Here is a 20,122-nt window from a genome sequence, read left to right on the forward strand (position 1 = left end):
GCGGGTGGCCCATGATAGGGGCTGAGCATGGCAGGCATGTTATCCACGTCATGAAAGTGCGCAAATTATCCATTCTCTTAAGGGATCAACGGTCACAGCTGTGGGAGCACGTAATGGCGTACCACATACAGCGAGCCCTCGGCGCTCAGGTGGCCGTCATCGATCTGCAGCAGCTCGTCATTACCGCCCAGGCGTGCCAGGCAGCCTTGCCGGTTACACAACTGCTCGATCAACGAAACGAAGCGGATGCTGGTCGGGTCGATGAGGTGCCGGGTGGCCTGGTCCACGGCCATCAAATGCCGGTTCAGGGCCGGGTCGTTGATGTAAGGCTCGCGCTGTTCCCAGTGGCGGTTGGCGATCACGCTGGGCAACGACGGGCTCCACTGTGGCACCGGGCCTACCAGTACGATGTGCTTGACGCCGTAATCCCTCAAGCGTGCCGCCAGGGCATTCCAGGCGGTCTGGTCGTGATTGTCTTTCTGGGCCATGACCACGACGTCCGGGCGTAGCTGCTCGACGCTGTCCCAGGCCAGCCGCGTGGCGTAATCGCAGGCCCGGCCGCTGGCGCCACGCCGGTCGATGGCGGTAAAGCGCGCAGGGCAACTGGCCGAGGTGACCTGATAGAACGGCGTACCCGCTGGCAGCAGGGTACGCAGGCCCAACGACAAGGCTTGGGCATGCGAGTCGCCCCACAGCAGCACGCCACCCTCACCCTGGCGGCGGGTGCAGCTTGCGTCGATCTGTGTTTGACCGCGTTGGGTGAATGCCGAGAAGGCATCGCACTTGAGCCAGTAGGGTTCATAGAGGTTATTTTGCTTATCGACGTAACGCTGGATAAAACGGGCTTTATCAGACGTACTGATGCTGCGCGCTTGTAATACCACCCCTTCAGATAGGCTGACCGTCACCCCACCCACAAACACCAGGGTGATCAGGGTCGACAGGGCGGTGAGCTTCCTGACGGGTGCCGGGCGACTGTTGCCGCCGGGCTTTTCCACCAGCCGGTAAGAGGCCATGCCCAGCAGCAGGGCGGCACTCATACCCAGCATGACGTTGCGCGTATCGCCCAGCCAGCCGGCGTAGTTCATCACCACCACCACCGGCCAGTGCCACAGGTACAGCGAGTAAGAGAGGCTGCCGAGCCACTGTGCCAGCGGGTTGCCGGTCACCGGCGAGTCTTGCCTCGCAGCGGCGATCATCGCCCAGGTTCCCAGTACCGGCAGCAGCACCAGGTAACCGGACCACGTCTGCTGAACCTTGATGAAGGCAAAACTGAACAGGATCAGGCCCAGGCCCAGACCTTCAAGCCAACGCTGTTGGGCTGGCTTGAGTTTGACCGGAAACACACAGGCCACCGCGCCGAGCAGCAGTTCCCAGGCGCGGGTCGGCAGCAGATAGAACGCCGGTTCCGGCCAGTACCGCGAGGCTGCCAGGCATAAGGCAAAGCTTGCCAGGCAACCGGCAACAATCCAGCCGCGCAGCGCATTGAGCCCTACCAGCCGCTTGAGCAGCAGCAGGACCACGGGGTAGAGCAGGTAGAACTGCCATTCCACTGACAGCGACCAGGTGTGCAGCAGCCATTTCTCATGGGCATCGGCGGTGAAGTAACCGGCTTCGCGCCAGTAGACAATGTTGGAGACGAAGCCCAGGCTGGCGGCCACGTGTTTGCCCAGCGCGGCGTAATCCAGAGGCAACAGGTAGAACCAGCCGCCACCCAGCAACACCAGGCACAACACCGCCAGTGCCGGGATGATCCGTTGCGCCCGCGAGCGATAGAACTGCACAAGACTGAAGCTCTGGTTACCCAGACCACGCAGGACGATGCCGGTGATCAGGTAGCCGGAGATGACAAAAAATACGTCGACCCCGGCAAAACCGCCGGGCAGCCAGGCCGGATGAAAGTGATACAGCAGCACGCCAAGCACGGCGATGGCACGCAGGCCGTTGATGTCTTTTCTGAAGGTCATGGGAGAGCAACCGGTGTGAAGGGCAATGCTGTTCGTTTAGGTACTGTATGCCCCCGGTGGGAGCGATCTTGCTCGCGAAGAGGCCAGTAAAAACACTACATATGCTGCGAATGTGCCGCCGTCTTCGTCGGCAACCGGAGCGCCGGCCGGCCACTCCCACCGGGTATGCGGCGCTTATCCGAACAGTATTGGTATTAAGAGTCAGGGGGTCAGGCGGATGATCTTGGGAAAGTCGTCCAGGCGTACCGATGCGGTGCAGTGCTCGCCTGCGCATTGCCATGACTGCTCGCTGGCGACCTCGCCATTGGCGGCCCGGCGGGTGTCTAGCAGGCGCACCGGCCCTTGCACAGGCGCGTGGCTGATCAGGCCAAGCTCAAGCGGCTTGCCGACGGTCCAGGCCACCAGCAGGCGCTGCTGGCCGTTGCTGAAGTACAACTGGTAGGTCGGCCCGGACACCACACTGGCCTCGGCGTTATAGGCGAAGTCCCTGACCACCGGGGCAATGGCCCGCATCATGGTCCAGGCCGGTTTGGGCGACAGGTCTTCGTTGAGGATGCCGAAGTTGTGTTCCTGGTCGAAGCGATCGGGGCCATCGTTATACAGGTCGTACCACCACATGCCCTTGACGTTGGGAATGCTGCGCGCCAGAAACCAGATGCGTGCCATGTACAGCGCCTGGGTCATTTCACTGACCCCGCAGGCGCCTTTGTGGCTGGGCCAGCCGACTTCCGTGAGGTAGATCGGGATCGCCCGCCCGGCCTTGTTGCGGATATTTTCTTCGTAGTCGCTGACCCAGCGCCCCCAGGCTTCGGGAGTTCTGCCGTTGTTGCCTGCGCAATGCACATAGGGGTGGATCGACAAACCGTCGACCAGCGCCAGGGTATCGCTGTCGATCAGTTGATCGGCAAAGCCGTGGTCCATGCCTTCGGGGGTCACCGCCCCTGCGAGAATCAGTGCCTTGTTGCCGGGGGCGGCCTGGGTATTGGCGCGCAGCACCGGCACAGTCTTGCGGACCAGTGCCGCGTAGTCCTGAGCCAATTGGCGGTCGCGCGGCCCCTGCAGGTCCCACTCGTTCCAGATTTCGTAATAGCTGACCCGGTTGCCCAGTTGCCGGCTGACGTAATCGACATAGTTGAGGAACGGCCCGGTAACTTCAGGTGTACGCGGCTTGGCGTTGTCGTGAAAGTGGGTGCTATAGCCGAGAATCGCCAGGCGTTCGAGTTGCAGGCTGTTGGCTTGCTCCAGATAGCGACGCCACTGCGGGATGATCCGCAACTCATTGCGCTTGGGCTCGGCAGTGGACCAGAACACATCGTCCTTGACCGCACTGAAGCCGGCTTCGGCCGCCAGCTTCAGCGGCGCTTCGACGGGCCGCTCGACATTCATCAGGTGGGTCGAGATACCGAGGATGAACGGCGGCGGTTCGCTGGCTGGCTCGGCGTGGGCGGTCGCCAGCCCGCTCAGCCAGCCAGCGAGCACCAGCAGCCTGGTGCGAGATAGAGCATGCAGCATGACGGGGCCTCATTGCAGTGCCCTGAAGGGCAGGGGGGTGAGCGCTGGTGGCGAATGAGGCAGGGAATCGCTGCCAGGCCGTGGATTGATCACGTAGCCGATGACCAGCCCCAGAAACAGATTGGCTGCAGCGATTTCAAACATGTCGGTGGTCCAGCTGATCAGGCACCAGCACACTGCGATCGACATCAGCATGCGTGCCAGCGGGCTGGCATCGTTGAGCAGGCTGAACAGCAGCCCGACCTGCAAGCTATAGAGCAGCAGCCCGGCCACGCCGAGCATGGCCCATAGGTACAGCGCGCTGTTATCCATGCCCAGCAGGATTTCTGCGCCCGGCACCGGAAACAGCGCCATGGTGCTGCCGACCATGCCGAAGCCTGCGCCGGTATAGCCCCAGCCGTTCAGTTGCATGGCGTCGAACAGCCGTGGCCAGGTGTTGTTCAGGCGGTCGTAAAGCGAGGCCAGGGAACTGCCGCCACGGCTTACCGTGTGTGCATCGAAGTCATACAGCAGGCCCATCAACGGCAACAACAGGCCGATGGCGACGATCAGTACAAAGAGAATCCGGCAGGTCCAGGTCAGGCGCTGGATCATTAGCAAAACCAACGTCAGGGCAAAGGCGCCGGCCGGTGCCTTGCTGGTGGTCAGCACAATGGCGCCGAACGCCACCGCGCCGAGCACCAGCCTGAGTGGCAAGGAGCGCAACAACAGCATCATGTACAGGCTGTACAGGGCGATCAGGGTGGAGAGGATGTTCGACACCCGGGCAAAACCGGCGACCCGGTCCTGATCGTCGGCGCTCCATGAGGTATTGCCGCTCAACTCGGTTTCGCCCAGGTTGTAGTTGTAGCCTTTCCACGGCACCTGAGCGTATTTGTCCAGCAGCAGCCCGATCAGGCTGGCCAGCAGGCACAGGCCAATGCTCCAGCCGAGCAGCTTTTGGTGGCGCAGCAATTGCGGGCTGCACACTGCCGCGAACAGCAGCGGGCTGACAGCGAACAAGCTGAACGCCAGGTTCTGCACACTGGCGCCGTGCAGCATGGCCAGCAGCGCCGAGAGCAGCCAGCCCAACAGGCACAGCCAGAACAGCCGCCCGCCACGAAAACTCAGCAGCTGCAGCGCAAACAGCAGCACACAGGCGGCCTTGGGCAGGTACAGCAGCGGACTGAGCCCGGCCAGGTCCAGGTAATAGCGCAGCGCGCCGGAAAAGGTCTCGACCACCATCAGGCTGATCGCGACCCAGGTGATAAGCGCGGACTTATCGAAGGCCAGCAGCGACCCGCCAGCGACAGGGCCGAGGTGTACAGGATTAAGATTCATGAAGGCGCCTTGTGAGCAGAGGCAGGCAGCCACGCTACCGCCCATCGACCGTGCGGGACGGGTCAATGCAGTGATCAGGTATCAGAAGAGTCGGGGGTGTCTGGAGCGAACGCTCCAACGGCGTGACAAGGTTTGTATAACAGCCGCAGATTGCCCGGCTGTCAATGTTTCAGTAGTGACCGAATCACCCTGTAGGAGCGACCTTGGTCGCGAATTTTTCCAGACGCCATAGATGCGGCGCCTGGAATGGCCCTTTCGCGAGCGAGCTCGCTCCCACAGGCATCAATCGGTTACGGGTACTTACGGCGGTCCGGCGCTGGCGGGAAGTACTGGTACATCCAGGTCTCGCTCAGGGTGCGGTCGCGCGAGCGGATGAACATACGCATGTTCACCGGCTCCACCGAGTCGCTGTCCGGCAGCCAGTCGAAGATCACCCGGTAGCCTTTGATATCCGGTAGATACTGGATATTGAAATCCTGGGTCTTGCCGTGGGAGACGGTCAGCACCGGTTCGATGCCGACACCTTCAGGCAGGCGATCGATGCCGCCGCCGTGGAAGTCCACCGCGAAGCGGCGTGCCCAGTATTTCGGGTAATGCTCGCCCGGTGTCCAGCCTTCGAGGAAGCCGCCCATCCCTGAACGGGTCGCATGAATCTGCGCCAGCGGGGTGCTGACCGGCGGCAAGGCGCTCCAGTACAGCTTGTAGCTGTAGTTGAGCGAGTCACCGGCCTTGACCTTGTTCTTCGGCGTCCAGAACACCACGATGTTGTCCATGGTTTCGCCGGTGGTCGGAATCTCCAGCAGGCTCACTTCACCTTCGCCCCATGCGTTGGTCGGTTCGACCCACAGGCTTGGCCGGCGGTCGTACCAGACCGTGGTGTCCTGGTAGCTGGCGAAATTGTGGTCGTACTGGACCAGGCCGAAGCCTTTCGGGTCTTTGTCGGCGAACGCGTTGAACTGCAGCTTGGCCGGGTTGTTCAGCGGGCGGCACACCCACTCGCCGTTGCCACGCCACATCGACAGGCGGTCGGAGTCGTGCTGCTGCGGGTGAATGCTGTCGCACATGCGCCGCTCGTGGGTGCCGCAGTTGAACATGCTGGTCATCGGCGTGACGCCCAGTTGTTCAATGTCGGCGCGGGCGTTGATGTGCGCCTGGACGTCCATCACCACCTGGCTGGCCTGGCAGTCGATGTCGAACCGGTAGGCGCCGGTCGCGCTTGGCGAATCGAGCAGGGCGTAGACCACAAAGTGGGTGGCATTTTTGGCCGGTGTCTCGAACCAGAACTTGGTGAAGTCGGGGAATTCTTCCTGGCGCTTGGCAAAGGTGTCGATGGCCAGGCCACGGGCCGACAGGCCGTATTGCTTGGTCGAGTCGACGGCACGGAAGTAGCTGGCGCCCAGGAACGACACGATGTCGTGCATGGCAATTTCCGGTGCCTTGAACAGTTTGAAGCCGGCAAAGCCCAAGTCACCTTTGACCTGATTGCCGTCGATGCCGCTGGTGTCGTAGTTGAACAGTTCGTGACGGAAATGCACTTCCCGCGCCGTGTTGCTCTTGGGGTCGACGCTGTACATGCGCACGGGGGTCTTGAAGCCCATGCCGACATGGAAAAACTGCACGTCGAGCTGGCCTTTGAGCTCTCGCCACAGGGAGTGATTGGGGTCGTAGCGGATCGCGTTGAACTGCTGGGGCGTCATGTTCGCCAGCACCGGTGGCAGTACCTGCTTGGTGCTGACGTACTGCTGGCCGGCCAGTTGTTTGGCCTGCTCTTGCAGTTGCTTGAAATCGAACGGTTCGCTTTTGCCATCGGCTGCGGCGGCGAGGGCGCGTGCAGCAAAAAGTCCCGAGGCCGGCAGGGTGCTATAAGCCGCCAGCGCCATCGATGCTTTAAGGAGATTCCTGCGGTTCATAAAGGTGAAGCCTCTGAGTAATTCTGTGCGTCCTGCACTAAAAAGCGCGCCAACGTCTCCTTGCCGAACGCAAACTACCCATAACAGATAGCAAAGACGAGATGCGGTTCGATAAAAACCTCAATAAAAACGCCGCGTCCGATGAGTCGGAGCGGCGTTGACGGGGTCTATCAGGTTTGTAGCTGCGCTGATAACCGCTGGGCACAAGGCCTGCGCGCGGTTATGCAGCGCTAAAGGGTGGCTCAAGGCCATTGCTTGTTGCAATATCCGGCAATCATTTTTTCTGCCGTTATTACAGTTTTCAGGTCCACCAGTAACGCACCAGATGGAAGAAGATCGGCGCGGCGAAACACACTGAATCGATACGATCGAGCATGCCGCCATGGCCTTCGATCATATGCCCCCAGTCCTTGACCCCGCGGTCGCGCTTGATCGCCGACATGACAATGCCGCCGGCAAAGCCCAGCAGGTTGATCAACAAGGCAATGAAGAATGCCTGGACGGGCGAGAAGGGCGTGATCCACCACAGCGCGCCACCGATCAATGAAGCCAGCAAAATACCGCCGACAAAGCCCTCGACTGTTTTAGACGGCGACAGGTTGGGGGCGATCTTGTGTTTGCCGAACAGCTTGCCGCACACGTACTGCAGCACATCCGAAAGCTGCACGACGATGACCAGGTAGGCAATCAGCAGCAGGTTGCGGCCTTCATAGCCGGCAATCTCCAGGGTCAGCAAGGCCGGCACATAAGACACGCAGAACACCGCGATCATCAGGCCCCACTGGACCTTGGAAGTGCGCTCCAGAAAATGTTTGCTGTCGCCGCCCAGCGAGGCAAGGATCGGCAACAACAGGAACACGTAGACCGGGATGAAGATCGAATACAGCCCGTACCAGTTGATGCCGATCAGCACGTATTGCAGCGGCAGGGCCAGGTAGAACGCTGCCGCTAGGGCCGGATAGTCACTGCGCCGGGTCGGGGTCAGGGTCAGGAATTCACGCAGGGCATAGAACGACACTGCATAGAACAGCAGGGTGACGGCGGTGTAGCCGAGCCAGAAGGCCACGCCGATGACGATCACCATCGCCCACCAGGCGTTGATCCGCGCGTTGAGGTTGTCGATCACTGCATGCGGGCCACGGGCCTTGAGCTTGAGTACCCGGCCAATGACCGAGGCCAGTAGCAGAATGACACCGATGCCCATGAACAACAGTTGAGTCTGGTTTTCCATCATTACTGCTCCGCGGCCAGGGCCAGCAACGCTTCGCGGCTGCGGGCAAGAAATTGCTCTTTGCTTTCGTCTTCTGCTACCTGTAGCGGCGCACCGAAACTGGTGGTGCACAGCAGCGGCAACGGCAGCAGCCGGCCTTTGGGCATGACCCGGTTGAGGTTGGAGATCCACACCGGCACCAGTTCGGCCTGTGGGTAGCTTTTCGCCAAGTGATAGATGCCACTTTTGAACGGCAGCAAGCCCTCATCAGGGTTACGCGTGCCTTCCGGGAAGATGATCAGCGAGTAGCCCTGCTCCAGCGCATCGAGCATCGGTTGCAGCGGATTGGCCTGTTCATCCTTGCGCTGGCGGTCAACCAGCACGCCGTTGAACACCTTATTGATGATGTACGGGCGCAGAGTGCCGCTCTGCCAGTAATCGGCGCCGGCCACCGGCCGGGTGTATTTGCGCAGCTCGCGGGGCAGTGACGCCCAGAGCAGCACAAAGTCTCCGTGGCTGGTGTGGTTGGCAAAGTAGATACGCTGCGTCGCTTGCGGCGTACAGCCCAGCCACAGGCTGCGGGCACCGGTCACGCTGCGTGCGCCGGCCGTGATCAGGGAGGCGACCAGATATTCAAGCATCAATCAGATTCCTTCGGTAAGGCGAGCAAAGACGCTGCTCGCATGCTGCGCTGCTTCACCGCATCAGCCCAAGCCAGGGCAGAATCAGTAACGCGCCCAGCAACAGCATGATTTGCAGGGCGAGCAACAACACTTGTTGGCGCAACAGCTTCAAGGCGCCTTGACTGCGTAGTGGCCAGGAACGCCCGGCTTTATCGGCCGGTTGCAGGCTGAACGCCGCCAGAGCCTGATCCAGCGCCCGGGTGTTGCGTGTCAGGTTAGCAGGGTCGTCGGCAAGCTTCTGAAACAGCTCGGCATCAAAAGCTACCCGCAGAGCGTAGTATTTTTCGCCCAGGCCCAATACCACCAACAGCACCACCCAGCTCATCAACAGGCTCGACGGGGCAAACCACAGCTGGCTCAGGCCCAGTGCCAGGCTCAACAGGGTCAAGCCGGTGGACAAATTGTCCAGCGCTCGGCCGCGACGTAGCAGGCTGGCGATGAGGTGCAATTGCAGGTCAGCGTTCATGCTGCGCCTCTGCCGGTTGGGTTGTGCACTGTTCCAGTAGCGTACTAAGTGCCTGACGGTGTTCGTTGTGCAGCACCACGCCTGGCCGGCTCTGGCGGATCAGTTTGACAGCCTCATCTACTGACGCGGCCCGGCCGTTGTACAGCAGCCAGGCTGCCAGGGCGGTGGCGCTGCGTGAATAGCCCAGTGCGCAGCACACCAGCAGCGGCCCGGCATGGCGTGATGCTTCGATGGCCTCGGCGGCGGCCAGGCACTGCTGTGCGGTGGGCGGGACCAGATCCAGTTGCGCCAGGTTACGGTAAGTCGGCGGTGTGACGCTCTGCGACAGCTCGGCACACAGGTCCACAACGGCCCTGAACTGACCGGCCTGATCACGACCCGCGATGCGACCCAGCCAGATCTCATCCAGCACTCGCTGCGCCTGCGGCTGGTTGCGCGTCCAGAGCCAGACGTTGAGCCATGCACCGGCCAGATACGGCGCCAGCAGCCAGCGTGCTGCGGGCGACAGGCGGCCATCGGCGCGCTTCTGAAAGCCTTGGGCATCGAACCACAGGTAGTTGAGGGCCACCAGCAGCAGTGACAGTGCCGGCCACAGCAACCATAACCAGACACCACCCAGGCCAAACCCCGGCCAGGCCAGCAATAGCGCGCCGAGCAGGTAGTAACCGGCCAGTTTCCAGCGGCTCGGGTCATGGCTAAGCCGGGCACTGAGCAGCGGGCTGCGACCTTCATCCGGCCACAGCCAGACACACAGCCAGCCGGCCAGGGCGCCGGTCGGCAGGTCGATGAAGTGATGTTGCCAGGTGGTCAGCACCGACAGGCCGATCAGCGCGAACCAGCCATGCAGCAGCCAGCGCCAGGCCGGATGGAAGGCGCGCAGGTAACGCTCGAAGCAGACCCAGAGAATCACCAGCAGGGCGATGTGCAACGACGGCGCCTGATTGAACGGCTTGTCGAAGCCGGCCAGCACGTCGAACAGCCAGCCGAACAGGCCGTCCATTTCCGGGCGCTGGAAAGTGAAGCGCAGTGGCCAGAGCAGAAAGCAACTGACCGCCAGCACTTGAGCACTGAGCAGGCGCAGGGCGTGGCGGTCGAGTTCACGGCGAGTCAGGCAGGCCAGCAGTGAAAAACCGTAGAGCAGGTCGATGGACCAGTAGGGCACGATGGTCCAGGCCCAGAACGGCATGTGGTTTTCCCAGGCGAATGCCAGGCTGCCGACGTCGTCGCGCCGGGCGGTGTACCAGGTGGCAAAGCCGTAGCTGGCGAAAAAGAACGGCGCCAGCACCAGCAGCCAGACCACGGCCCGTTTCCACAGGCCTGGTTCGCGCCGGCTGCTCACGGCAGACGCTGCGCCAGTGACACGCTGAAAATCCCCCACTCATCGATGCGCTGGGTGATCTTGCGAAAGCCTGCCGCTTCCACCAATTGGTCCATTTCGGCCTGGCTACGGCGGCGCATCACCCAGGCGTCACCGCCGCGATGGCTGGTCAGGGCGCGGGCGATCAGTTCCAGTTGCGGATGCCACGGCTGGCCGGTGTAGATCAGATAACCGCCGGGCTCGACCGCCGCTGCCAGACCGGCCAGCGAGTTACCGACCTGAGTGTTGCTGGCGAACAGCTCGTACAGGCCTGACACCACCGCCAGCGTCGGTTTGGGGTCGAGGGCGGCGAGGTTGTCGCGGTCGAAGGCGTCGGCCTTGATGAAGCGGGCGATCTCGTCGAGATCGAGTTTCTCGATCAGCGCGCTGCCTTGCTGCACATTGAGGTCACTGTAGTCGCGCAACAGGATCGACTCGGGCAGCGGCTCGACGCCCTTGAGCGCTTCAAGGATGTAGCGTCCGTGGCCGGCGGCGATGTCGACGATCCGCACCGCGCTTTGCTGCTCGCGCAGCTTGTGCATGGCCAGGCGCAGCAGTTCTTCGATGTTGATCTTGCGTTGGCGAATCCCGCGCCAGCCAATCGAGTTCAGGTAGTTGCGGTCGATCAGCCGGCCGAGGCTGCCGCGCCCGCTCGGTTGGTTGCGGTACACATAATCCAGGGTACTGCCGGAGTCAAAGCCGGTCTCGAAGCCCAGCTTCACCCCTTCGGACAAGCTGCTGCCGGTGCGCAGGCCCGCGCGGGTCAGCCGCCAGTAAAGGCTGCGCAGCGAACGTGGCGGCAATGGCGCGGCCAGCGCTTCGGCCTCGGCGCAGGTTTCACCTACCCGGTCGGCGTCCAGCAGGGCATGGCGCTGTGGCGGGTTGTCGAAGGCATGCTGCACGAAGCGGCGGATGCGCGTGAGCGCTTGCTCACGGTTACGCTCACCCAGGGTGTCATGGAAGAAACCGGGCAGGATGTGCTTTTCCTTTTGCAGGCTGCCCAGGCGTTCGAAGAAGCGTTCTTGCGGGGCGCGCTCAACCACGAAGTCTGCGCCCGAGATCAGCAATTGGGTTGGCACCTGAATGGCCTGGGCGTCGGCCACTACGCGCTCGGCGGCTTCGTACAGGCCCAGCAGCACATTGACCGAGATGGCCTTGGCGATCAGCGGGTCGCTATCGTAAGTCTTGCGGCGATGCTCGTCGTGGGTCAGAAAGCGCGCTTTGACGTAGCTGTTGACGAAGAAATTGCCTTTGAAACGGCGCAGCAACGCCAGGCCCTGACGGGCGAAGGGCACGTAGAGTTTGACCTTGAACGCCGGCGAGGCCAGTACCAGAGCGCGGATGTTGGGCGCGTAGTCATGTGCCCAGGTAGCGGCGATCACCGCGCCGACACTCTGCGCCACGACCGCGATGTTGCCGGTTTCGACGCCGTGGCTGGCGGCGATATGCTCAATGAAGGTTTGCAGGTCGCGCACGGTGGTGGCAAAGCTTGGGCTGTCGCCGCGTGCGCCGGGCGACTCGCCGTGGCCACGGGCATCCCAGGCAAAGAAATCGAAACCCGGCAGTTGCAGTTCATCGACCAGGTGAGCAATGCGTCCGGAGTGTTCGTGGCCACGGTGCAACAGTACGATGGCTTGCCGCGACTTGCCGGGGGCCAGGCCCATGGCGGGCCAGTGGCGATAAAACAGTTCGACACCGTCATGGGTGGCGAAGCGCAGGGCAATCACGTCGCGCATGGCAAACTCCTTTGAGCCAATATTGACCGGGCAAGCAGGGGGTTATGAGTCTGATCTGTCGTGCGGCGCAAGCGGCTTTTCGGCGAGGCCCTGGCGAATCCGGTTGACCAAGGTGTAGATCAGCAGGGCTGAGACCACGACAAGGATGAAATTTATCCATGCTGGCGCAAGTAAACCTGTGGCGACCCCGGCGCCCATGACGCCGAACACCAACGCCCGGTCGCTCTTGCCCATCGGCCCGTCGTAGCGGCGTGACGCACCGACCATCGGGCCGAGCACGCCGGCGTACTCGCTGAACACGGCCAGCAGGGTCACCAGCACCACCAGCGCCGGGCTGACCCCGGCCAGCAGGGCGAAGGGCAGCATCAGCGCGCTGTCCGCGATGACATCGGTCAGTTCGTTCAAATAAGCCCCCAGCCGCGACTTCTGGCCGAACTCGCGGGCCAGCATGCCGTCTATGGCATTAAGGGCCATGCGTATGATCATCCACAGCGGGATCAAGGCAAACAGCCAATAGTGCGGCATGCCGACGGTCACCAGCGCGCCGACCAGCAGTGATACCAGGCAGGCTCCGAGGGTCACCTGATTGGCCGTAATGCCCTTGTCGTAGAGCTTGTGCACCAGAGGGCGCAGCAGATTCTGGAAGCGCGGTTTGAGCTGGTAGATCGAAATCAAGAGAGGCCGTCCTGGTCAAGATGTTGGGCGCATCATCGGTGTATGCGGACATTTCGTACAGGACCCGATGAAGTAAAACGTGAAGTCTGTCCTGTTATTCAGGCGGATCAGACTGCCGTGCATGGACGATGCCATTGACCGTCAGGCCGACGGTCAGCGGCTCAAAGGATGGTTGAGCTACCTTTTTCCGATCAATTCTGGATGAGGAGGTGGACGGTCATGTACACCCAACTACCGAGTGCCCTGCAAGGCCTGCAATTGCCGTTGCGGATCAGACTCTGGGACGGCCAGCAGTTCGAATTCGGCGCTGAGCCGCGCGTCACGATCCTGGTCAAGGACCCAACCCTGATGGCGGAGCTGGCGCGTCCCAGCCTGGATCTGTTTGGCAGCGCATTCGTTGAGGGCCGGCTGGAGCTGGAGGGCTCGCTCAGCGAGGCGGTGCAAATCGGTGATCAGCTGACCCAGGCCTTTGGTCACTTCGCGCAGGACGACGACGGCAAGCGTACGGCTCATGATCGGAGCCTGGACGCCACCTCGATTTCTTACCACTACGACCTGTCCAATGCGTTTTACCAGTTGTGGCTGGACCGCGAGATGGTTTACTCCTGCGCGTACTTCAAGACCGGTCAGGAAAGCCTTGAGCAGGCGCAGCAGGATAAATTCCATCATCTGTGTCGCAAGCTGCGCCTGCAGCCTGGCGACTATCTGCTGGATGTCGGCTGTGGCTGGGGCGGGCTGGCGCGCTTTGCCGCCCGGGAATACGGCGCTCAAGTGTTCGGCATTACCCTGAGCCGCGAGCAACTGGCGCTGGCCCGGCAGCGGGTCGAGGCGCAGGGCTTGCAGGGCCAGGTCGAACTGCAACTGCTCGACTATCGTGACCTGCCGCAGGACGGACGTTTCGACAAGGTGGTCAGCGTCGGCATGTTCGAGCACGTCGGGCATGCCAATCTGCCGCTCTACACTCGCTGCCTGTTCGGCGCGGTGAAGGAGGGCGGGTTGGTGATGAACCATGGCATCACCGCCCGGCACTCTGATAGCCGGCCGGTGGAGCGCGGGGCCGGCGCGTTCATACACCGCTATGTATTTCCCAACGGCGAGTTGCCGCATCTGGCGATGATCAGTACGCACCTCAGCGATGCGGGTCTGGAGATCGTTGACGTCGAGAGCCTGCGCCTGCACTACGCCATGACCCTGGAGCAGTGGAGCGAACGGCTCGAGGCTCATCTGGACGAAGCGAAGGCGCTGATCGGCGAACACAGCTTGCGCATCTGGCGACTGTACCTGGCCGGCTGCGCCTATGCCTTCGCCAAGGGCTGGATCAACCTGCATCAGGTTCTTGCGGTCAGGCCGCTGGCCGACGGCAGCCATCATCTGCCGCTGACCCGCGCTGATCTTTACCAAGCTGGCGCGAAAAGCCCCTTCCTTCAGGTGGGGGATGAAAGCGCCACCGCGAAGCGGTCATAGGGGTTAAGATCCATAAAACCGCCCTATCCTGTGTTTCATGACTGAAATTAAAGCGACCAAAACCCTCAAGGTTCGAGTGCGGGATAAGCACGCAGCGCAGCTGCGTGAAGCTTCTCGTGCTGTGAATTTTGTGTGGAACTATGTAAACGAGTTGAGCAGTCGCTCGATTCGTGAGCATGGTCGTTTTCTGTCGGCGTTCGACATTCACAAGTACACCAACGGGGCTGGCAAGGACCTGGGACTGCACAGCCAATCGGTGCAGGCTGTTGCCGACGAATATGTCACACGGCGCAAGCAGTTCAAAAAGCGCCAGCTACGCTGGCGTTGCTCGGGCGGCGCCCGGCGCAGCCTGGGCTGGGTGCCCCTCAAGGCCGGCGCTGCTGTCTGGAAAAACGGCCAGGTCGTCTTCAACAGACAGCACTTCAAGGTCTGGGACAGCTACGGCCTGGCGGGCTTTAAATTCAGATCCGGTAGCTTCAACGAGGACAGCCGTGGACGCTGGTATTTCAACGTCGTGGTCGAGGTCGACCGCCAGTTATCGCCAGGCCAGGATGCAGTGGGGATCGACCTCGGACTGAAAACCACGGCCACCTGCAGCGACGGTCATCGCCTTGAAAGCGCCAGGTTCTACCGGGATCTGGAGAGCGCCCTGGGCACGGCCCAACGCGCCGGCAAGAAGGCTCGTGTGCGGGCGATTCACGCCAAAATTGCGAACCGCCGCAAGGATTGCCTGCATAAGTTCAGCAACGCGCTGGTCGCGCGTTGTGGCGTCATTGTGGTGGGTGATGTGAACTCACTGAAGCTCGCGAAGACCAGGATGGCCAAGTCGGTGCTGGACGCCGGCTGGGGTCAATTGAAAACCATGCTGGAATACAAATGCGATCACGCAGGCACGGTTTTCAAGGTTGTCAGCGAGAGAAACACCACCCAAACCTGTTCGAGCTGCAAGCAATTGCCGGACTCGAGGCCGAGAGGTATCGCAGGGCTTGGAATAAGGGAATGGACTTGTTGTGGGTGTGGTGCCACCCACGACCGCGACGTCAACGCCGCAAAGAACATTCTCGCGCTCGGGCATGAGCGTCCAGTTGTGGGAATCCCCGCCCTTTAGGGCGGGGAGGATGTCAACGTTGTTAAAGGATCGGGGAAATCAGCCGCGCCACGCGCATCCCCAGTTGGTGCAGGCGGCGGGTTTCCCGGCTGTCCTGTACGGTGATTTCCCGCGCCAGTTCGAAGTCAGCGCTGAGCATGGCTTCGACCTGAGCGGCGAACTCGCGGTCGACGGTCAGCAGCATCAATTCGAAGTTGAGCCGGAACGAGCGGTTATCCAGGTTGGCGCTGCCGATGGCCGTGACTTCATCGTCGATCAGCACCACCTTCTGATGCAGAAAACCCGGCTGGTAGCGGAACACTTTGACCCCGGCGCGCACGGCTGCGAAGGCATACAGGCTCGACGCCGCATAGACCACGTAGTGATCGGGCCGCGACGGCAGCAGCACACGCACATCCACGCCACGCAGCACGGCCAGGTGCAAGGCGGCAGACACGGCTTCATCGGGAATGAAGTACGGGCTGGTGATCCATAGTCGCTGTTGCGCTGAATGAATGGCCTCGACAAAGAACAGCGAGCAGGTTTCCTGGGCATCGGCCGGGCCGCTGGCGAGCAACTGGCAGAGCACGCCGTCTTCCGGGAAACTGTCGGGCAGGCTCAGCGGCGGTAGCTGGCGGGTAGCCCAGAACCAGTCCTCGGCAAACGTCTCTTGCAGACAGGCGACCACCGGACCGACGACCTGCACATGGGTGTCGCGCCACGGTGACAGGGCAGGCTTGAGGCCCAGGTACTCATCACCGACGTTGTGCCCGCCCAGGTAACCCTTGAGGCCATCGACCACCACAATCTTGCGATGGTTGCGAAAGTTGATCTGGAAGCGGTTCATCCAGCCGCCATGGGTGGCGAAGGCTTTGATCCGCACCCCGCCGGCGCGCAGCTTCTCCACGTAGCTGGCCGGCAGCGCGTGGCTGCCAATCCGGTCGTACAGCACATAAACGGCCACTCCCTCGGATGCCTTGAGCAACAGTAGTTCTTGCAGGCGGCGGCCCAGGTCGTCGTCATGGATGATGAAAAATTGCACCAGCACTGTCTGCCGCGCCTGGCGGATGGCCCCGAACATCGCGGCAAAGCTGGCCTGGCCGTTGATCAACAGCTTCACTTCGTTATTGGCCAGCGCCGGCATATGCCCCAGACGTGGCATGGCCCGCAGCGCTGCGTAGGCGTCGGAGCGCCGCGCAGCGACCGCCTCATCGATCCAGGGCCGCCAGTTCAGGCTGCTGATAGCGTGCTTCATTTCCTTGTTGGCCTGGCGTCGCGCCTTGATATAGGCGTCGAATGAGCTGCGGCCAAACACCAGATAAGGAATCAGGGTCAGGTAGGGAATGAACACCAGCGACATCGCCCAGGCAATCGCCCCCTGCGCGGTGCGTACGGTCAACAGCGCATGGATGGCCGCGACGCTACCCAGCAGGTGAATGAAGCCAAGCACATAACCGAAGAAATACGGGCTGTGGTAATCCATTGCGAGGTTCCTTTACAGACGCCTAAACAGACCATAGCAAAGTGCGATTGTCGCTATTTAATTCAACATGCAACGGCGAGGCGTTTATGCCGTCTAAGCCTCAGCGTCGAGAAATCACGCATATCGATGATGACCTGAGGAATCCGCAGATGAACAAACGCATGTTGGCCTGGATGTTTTGCCTGGCTGCGCCCGTGGCCCAGGCTCAAATGCTCCAGCCGGGGTTGTGGGAACTGACCTCCAGCAATATGCAGGTCGATGGTCAGGCGTTGCCGGACATGCAGTTCATGCTCGGCCAGCTCAAGAACCTGCCGCCTGAACAGCGCGCGATGATGGAGCAGGCCATGCAGAAGCAAGGTATTACCTTGGGCGGGCAGGGCGTGCGTTTCTGCCTGACTGACGCTCAGGTCAAGGCCGATGATATTCCGCTGACCGACCCCAAGTCCGGTTGTAATCAGCGCGTGACGGACCGCAACGGCAAAACCTGGAATTTCCAGTTCAGTTGCCCACGAGCCCAAGGTACAGGGCAGGCGCAGTTTCTCAGTGATCGTGAGTTCACCACCCGCGTCAAAGGCACCTTCAACGCATCCGGCCAGCAACAGAATGGCAGTATGGACACCCGCGCCGTATGGTTGGGCGCCCAGTGCGGTAACGTCGCGCCACGTAGTTGATCCATGAGTGTTCCACGTGGAACATCTGCTGTGGATGTAATACCGCCTTCACGGCCAAGGTCGTTCCCACCCCAATTCTGGCCTGAAATCGGGAGGGAATGAGCTGGCTGTTTTCACAAAGATTGCGCCGATTTGACTGATCGACATTAATCTTTAGGAGCAGCTTTAGCTGCGAGGCCAGCTGTTATCGCTTCTGCTCATGACACCCCGTCACCCGCCCGCAGCTGATGCTGCTGCGGGTGCCGTTCGAGCTGGACACTCTGGTGATGGTGGTCCAGCCCACCTTGCGAATCGTCCCCACCCAGATTTCACCATCCGATGCCAGCCCGGTAAAAAAGGTCAGTTGCCGATAACGGCTGTTGGTCTGCGCCCAGCGGCGGGCGTTGGCGGACTCGTAGCCGCGCAGGTAAGTGGTATCGCCCTGAGTCGCCACGCTATAGCCGTTTCCTTCCAGATCGCTGCAGGACAGCAGGTTCAGGCTGCGCACGCAGGTTGCCCCGCCGGTTGGCGTACTGGCGCCTGCCGCCAGAACACAGGTGCTGCTCAGCGCCAATAACACACTGGCAGCGATGGTTTTCACAGGCATGCGAGCGCCCTTCGTCGAACAGGTTGGCAAAACCGTATTGTTATACTATAACATTGTCGGTCGTTGAATCCGCTGCCACAAAGCCAGCAGAGCTTTGCCCAGCCTACCTGAACCAAACCTGTTGGTGAGTCCTGATGCCGAACCGTCTTCCCGTTACCGTCCTGTCCGGCTTTCTTGGTGCCGGCAAAAGTACCTTGCTTAATCACGTGTTGCGCAACCGTGAAAACCTGCGCGTGGCGGTGATCGTCAATGACATGAGTGAAATCAACATCGATGGCAGCGAGGTGCAGCGTGACGTCAGCCTCAGCCGCGCCGATGAGAAACTGGTCGAGATGAGCAATGGTTGCATCTGCTGCACCCTGCGCGAAGACTTGCTTGAAGAAGTCAGCCGTCTGGCACAGGACGGCCGCTTCGATTACCTGCTGATTGAGTCCACCGGCATTTCCGAGCCGCTGCCGGTGGCGGAAACCTTTACCTTTCGCGATGAGGCCGGTACCAGCCTCTCGGACATTGCGCGCCTGGACACCATGGTCACGGTGGTGGACGGCATGAATTTCCTGCTCGACTACCAGGCCGCCGAGAGCCTGGCCAGCCGCGGTGAGAGCATGGGCGATGAGGATGATCGATCCATCACCGACCTGCTCATCGAGCAGATCGAGTTCGCCGATGTGATTCTGCTCAGCAAGATCGACCTGATCAGCTCCAGCGAGCGTGAAGAGTTAATGGCCATTCTCGGCCGCTTGAATGCTCAGGCGCAGATTGTGCCGATGGTCATGGGCCAGGTGCCGCTGACCACCATCCTCAATACCGGCCGCTTCGATTTTGAACGCGCGGCCCAAGCGCCGGGCTGGCTCAAGGAACTGCGTGGCGAGCATGTACCGGAAACCGAAGAGTACGGCATCGCCTCGACGGCCTACCGGGCGCGGCGGCCGTTTCACCCGGAGCGCTTTTTCAACTTCCTCAACCGGCCCTGGCTCAATGGCAAGCTGCTGCGCTCCAAAGGCTTTTTCTGGCTTGCGAGCAAACATCAGGAGGCCGGCAGTTGGTCGCAGGCCGGTGGCCTGATGCGTCATGGTCCGGCCGGTCGCTGGTGGCGCTTCGTACCGCGCGCCCACTGGCCGCAGGATCAGGAAAGTCTCCAGGCGATCATGAAGGAGTGGAATGCAGCCACCGGTGATTGCCGCCAGGAACTGGTGTTCATCGGCCAGAACATCGACTTCACCCAACTCAACGCCGAGCTGGACGACTGCCTGTTGACCGATGCCGAGATGGGCATGGGCGTCGAAGCCTGGCAATTGCTGCCTGACCCGTTCGGGGAATGGCATGAAGAGGACGCTGCCTGATGCTCGCGCAGGTTTTACCGTTTCGCCCACTGGTCCGCCAGGTACAGGGCGACAATCCCGATATTCTCGGGGAGGTGTTGCAGGACGGCGTCAATCTGGCGGTCTGGCAACGCCATTTGCCGCTGCACATCCAGGATTTCGCCAGCGCCTTGCTGACCCTGAACGAGCCGCTGTCAGAGTCTTTGGCACTGGAGGTCAAAGGAGGCGATCTGGAGCCTGATCTGCAGCGTCTGGCTGCCGCTTATGCCGATGTGCAGGGCCACGCCGGGTTCGTCGCTGACGTGTCCTGGCTGGTCAGCGCCTACGCCTGCCTGCTGGGTGCCGAACGGGTCGGCCTGCGTCTGCGGGCGATGGACACCGCCATGTGCCCGCGTTTTCATGTCGATCACGTGCCGATGCGGCTGATCACCACCTACGCCGGGATCGGCAGCCAGTGGCTCAAAGAGCGTGACATGGATCGCTCGCGCCTTGGGCAGGCTCAGGCCGAACCCAAAGACCCGGCGCTGATTCAGCAAATTCAGTGCGGTGCAGTGGCGCTGCTCAAGGGCGAGCGCTGGATCGGCAACGAGGGCCATGGCCTGATCCACCGTTCGCCGCCGTTGAGCCGTAACGAACGACGCCTGATTCTGACCCTCGACTGGCTGGCCTGACC

At 61.5% G+C, this 20,122-nt stretch carries 16 protein-coding genes and 1 pseudogene; 5 read left to right on the plus strand and 12 right to left on the minus strand.

Annotated elements, in window-relative coordinates:
* Positions 1 to 92: 92 nt before the first annotated feature.
* The 10 genes from NJC40_RS06150 to NJC40_RS06195 all read right to left on the minus strand — a co-directional run bounded on the left by NJC40_RS06150 (position 93) and on the right by NJC40_RS06195 (position 12,836).
* Complete coding sequence (locus NJC40_RS06150; RefSeq protein WP_253140945.1) at positions 93 to 1,967, minus strand: acyltransferase family protein; 1,875 nt, start codon at positions 1,965 to 1,967, stop codon at positions 93 to 95.
* Between the two features lie 201 nt (positions 1,968 to 2,168).
* The gene (locus NJC40_RS06155; protein WP_253140944.1) at positions 2,169 to 3,479 is read right to left on the minus strand and encodes a glycoside hydrolase 5 family protein; all 1,311 of its coding nucleotides are present in this window, start codon (positions 3,477 to 3,479) and stop codon (positions 2,169 to 2,171) included.
* A gap of 9 nt (positions 3,480 to 3,488) precedes the next feature.
* Complete coding sequence (locus NJC40_RS06160) at positions 3,489 to 4,799, minus strand: hypothetical protein (RefSeq protein ID WP_253140943.1); 1,311 nt, start codon at positions 4,797 to 4,799, stop codon at positions 3,489 to 3,491.
* A 290-nt stretch (positions 4,800 to 5,089) separates the two neighbouring features.
* Complete coding sequence (locus tag NJC40_RS06165; RefSeq protein WP_045485468.1) at positions 5,090 to 6,709, minus strand: glucan biosynthesis protein D; 1,620 nt, start codon at positions 6,707 to 6,709, stop codon at positions 5,090 to 5,092.
* A gap of 301 nt (positions 6,710 to 7,010) precedes the next feature.
* Positions 7,011 to 7,940 carry a phosphatidate cytidylyltransferase gene (locus NJC40_RS06170; RefSeq protein WP_253140942.1) on the minus strand — a complete coding sequence of 310 codons (930 nt, stop codon included), beginning with the start codon at positions 7,938 to 7,940 and terminating at the stop codon, positions 7,011 to 7,013.
* Between the two features lie 2 nt (positions 7,941 to 7,942).
* The gene (locus tag NJC40_RS06175) at positions 7,943 to 8,560 is read right to left on the minus strand and encodes a lysophospholipid acyltransferase family protein (protein WP_253140941.1); all 618 of its coding nucleotides are present in this window, start codon (positions 8,558 to 8,560) and stop codon (positions 7,943 to 7,945) included.
* A 55-nt stretch (positions 8,561 to 8,615) separates the two neighbouring features.
* A complete protein-coding gene (locus tag NJC40_RS06180; RefSeq protein ID WP_253140940.1) occupies positions 8,616 to 9,068 on the minus strand; it encodes a hypothetical protein in 453 nt (150 codons plus the stop codon).
* Positions 9,058 to 10,407 (minus strand): phosphatase PAP2/dual specificity phosphatase family protein, encoded by a 1,350-nt coding sequence (locus NJC40_RS06185; protein WP_253140939.1) that lies wholly within the window; start codon positions 10,405 to 10,407, stop codon positions 9,058 to 9,060. Before NJC40_RS06185 ends, NJC40_RS06180 begins: the two co-directional genes overlap by 11 nt.
* Complete coding sequence (locus tag NJC40_RS06190; protein WP_253140938.1) at positions 10,404 to 12,161, minus strand: bifunctional alpha/beta hydrolase/class I SAM-dependent methyltransferase; 1,758 nt, start codon at positions 12,159 to 12,161, stop codon at positions 10,404 to 10,406. The genes NJC40_RS06185 and NJC40_RS06190 overlap by 4 nt, the downstream gene beginning before the upstream one ends.
* A 42-nt stretch (positions 12,162 to 12,203) precedes the next feature.
* The gene (locus tag NJC40_RS06195; RefSeq protein WP_045485476.1) at positions 12,204 to 12,836 is read right to left on the minus strand and encodes a CDP-alcohol phosphatidyltransferase family protein; all 633 of its coding nucleotides are present in this window, start codon (positions 12,834 to 12,836) and stop codon (positions 12,204 to 12,206) included.
* Between the two features lie 219 nt (positions 12,837 to 13,055).
* On the opposite strand from NJC40_RS06195, the pseudogene cfaB reads away from it, so the two are divergent.
* Both cfaB and NJC40_RS06205 read left to right on the plus strand, forming a co-directional pair.
* Positions 13,056 to 14,237: pseudogene (cfaB, locus tag NJC40_RS06200) on the plus strand (C17 cyclopropane fatty acid synthase CfaB); the annotation flags it as partial.
* Between the two features lie 100 nt (positions 14,238 to 14,337).
* Positions 14,338 to 15,408, plus strand: a complete 1,071-nt coding sequence (locus NJC40_RS06205; RefSeq protein WP_492180507.1) for an RNA-guided endonuclease InsQ/TnpB family protein — start codon at positions 14,338 to 14,340, stop codon at positions 15,406 to 15,408.
* Between the two features lie 22 nt (positions 15,409 to 15,430).
* Here NJC40_RS06205 and cls read toward each other — a convergent pair whose 3' ends face one another.
* Positions 15,431 to 16,870, minus strand: a complete 1,440-nt coding sequence (gene cls / locus NJC40_RS06210; protein WP_045485485.1) for a cardiolipin synthase — start codon at positions 16,868 to 16,870, stop codon at positions 15,431 to 15,433.
* 149 nt (positions 16,871 to 17,019) lie between these two features.
* Between cls and NJC40_RS06215 the strand changes: the two genes are divergently transcribed.
* Positions 17,020 to 17,541, plus strand: a complete 522-nt coding sequence (locus NJC40_RS06215; protein WP_045485486.1) for a DUF3617 domain-containing protein — start codon at positions 17,020 to 17,022, stop codon at positions 17,539 to 17,541.
* Positions 17,542 to 17,725: 184 nt separating this feature from the next.
* On the opposite strand, the gene NJC40_RS06220 is transcribed toward NJC40_RS06215, so the two are convergent.
* On the minus strand, positions 17,726 to 18,127 hold the full coding sequence (locus NJC40_RS06220) for a glutamine synthetase (RefSeq protein ID WP_253143057.1): 402 nt from the start codon (positions 18,125 to 18,127) through the stop codon (positions 17,726 to 17,728).
* Between the two features lie 134 nt (positions 18,128 to 18,261).
* On the opposite strand from NJC40_RS06220, the gene zigA reads away from it, so the two are divergent.
* Both zigA and NJC40_RS06230 read left to right on the plus strand, forming a co-directional pair.
* Complete coding sequence (gene zigA / locus NJC40_RS06225) at positions 18,262 to 19,470, plus strand: zinc metallochaperone GTPase ZigA (protein WP_045485488.1); 1,209 nt, start codon at positions 18,262 to 18,264, stop codon at positions 19,468 to 19,470.
* Positions 19,470 to 20,120: a DUF1826 domain-containing protein gene (locus tag NJC40_RS06230; RefSeq protein WP_253143056.1), complete on the plus strand. Its 651-nt coding sequence runs from the start codon at positions 19,470 to 19,472 to the stop codon at positions 20,118 to 20,120. The genes zigA and NJC40_RS06230 overlap by 1 nt, the downstream gene beginning before the upstream one ends.
* Positions 20,121 to 20,122 lie beyond the last annotated feature (2 nt).

Origin of the sequence: Pseudomonas sp. 21LCFQ02, from assembly GCF_024129895.2 — a bacterium.
GTDB lineage: Bacteria > Pseudomonadota > Gammaproteobacteria > Pseudomonadales > Pseudomonadaceae > Aquipseudomonas.

What these genes read in the sequence shown, in the direction of transcription:
- NJC40_RS06150 (WP_253140945.1), bottom strand. Translation starts at nt 1,967, where the DNA reads ATGACCTTCAGAAAAGACATCAACGGCCTGCGTGCCATCGCCGTGCTT.
- NJC40_RS06155 (WP_253140944.1), bottom strand. Translation starts at nt 3,479, where the DNA reads ATGCTGCATGCTCTATCTCGCACCAGGCTGCTGGTGCTCGCTGGCTGG.
- NJC40_RS06160 (WP_253140943.1), bottom strand. Translation starts at nt 4,799, where the DNA reads ATGAATCTTAATCCTGTACACCTCGGCCCTGTCGCTGGCGGGTCGCTG.
- NJC40_RS06165 (WP_045485468.1), bottom strand. Translation starts at nt 6,709, where the DNA reads ATGAACCGCAGGAATCTCCTTAAAGCATCGATGGCGCTGGCGGCTTAT.
- NJC40_RS06170 (WP_253140942.1), bottom strand. Translation starts at nt 7,940, where the DNA reads ATGGAAAACCAGACTCAACTGTTGTTCATGGGCATCGGTGTCATTCTG.
- NJC40_RS06175 (WP_253140941.1), bottom strand. Translation starts at nt 8,560, where the DNA reads ATGCTTGAATATCTGGTCGCCTCCCTGATCACGGCCGGCGCACGCAGC.
- NJC40_RS06180 (WP_253140940.1), bottom strand. Translation starts at nt 9,068, where the DNA reads ATGAACGCTGACCTGCAATTGCACCTCATCGCCAGCCTGCTACGTCGC.
- NJC40_RS06190 (WP_253140938.1), bottom strand. Translation starts at nt 12,161, where the DNA reads ATGCGCGACGTGATTGCCCTGCGCTTCGCCACCCATGACGGTGTCGAA.
- NJC40_RS06205 (WP_492180507.1), top strand. Translation starts at nt 14,338, where the DNA reads ATGACTGAAATTAAAGCGACCAAAACCCTCAAGGTTCGAGTGCGGGAT.
- cls (WP_045485485.1), bottom strand. Translation starts at nt 16,870, where the DNA reads ATGGATTACCACAGCCCGTATTTCTTCGGTTATGTGCTTGGCTTCATT.
- NJC40_RS06215 (WP_045485486.1), top strand. Translation starts at nt 17,020, where the DNA reads ATGAACAAACGCATGTTGGCCTGGATGTTTTGCCTGGCTGCGCCCGTG.
- NJC40_RS06220 (WP_253143057.1), bottom strand. Translation starts at nt 18,127, where the DNA reads ATGCCTGTGAAAACCATCGCTGCCAGTGTGTTATTGGCGCTGAGCAGC.
- zigA (WP_045485488.1), top strand. Translation starts at nt 18,262, where the DNA reads ATGCCGAACCGTCTTCCCGTTACCGTCCTGTCCGGCTTTCTTGGTGCC.
- NJC40_RS06230 (WP_253143056.1), top strand. Translation starts at nt 19,470, where the DNA reads ATGCTCGCGCAGGTTTTACCGTTTCGCCCACTGGTCCGCCAGGTACAG.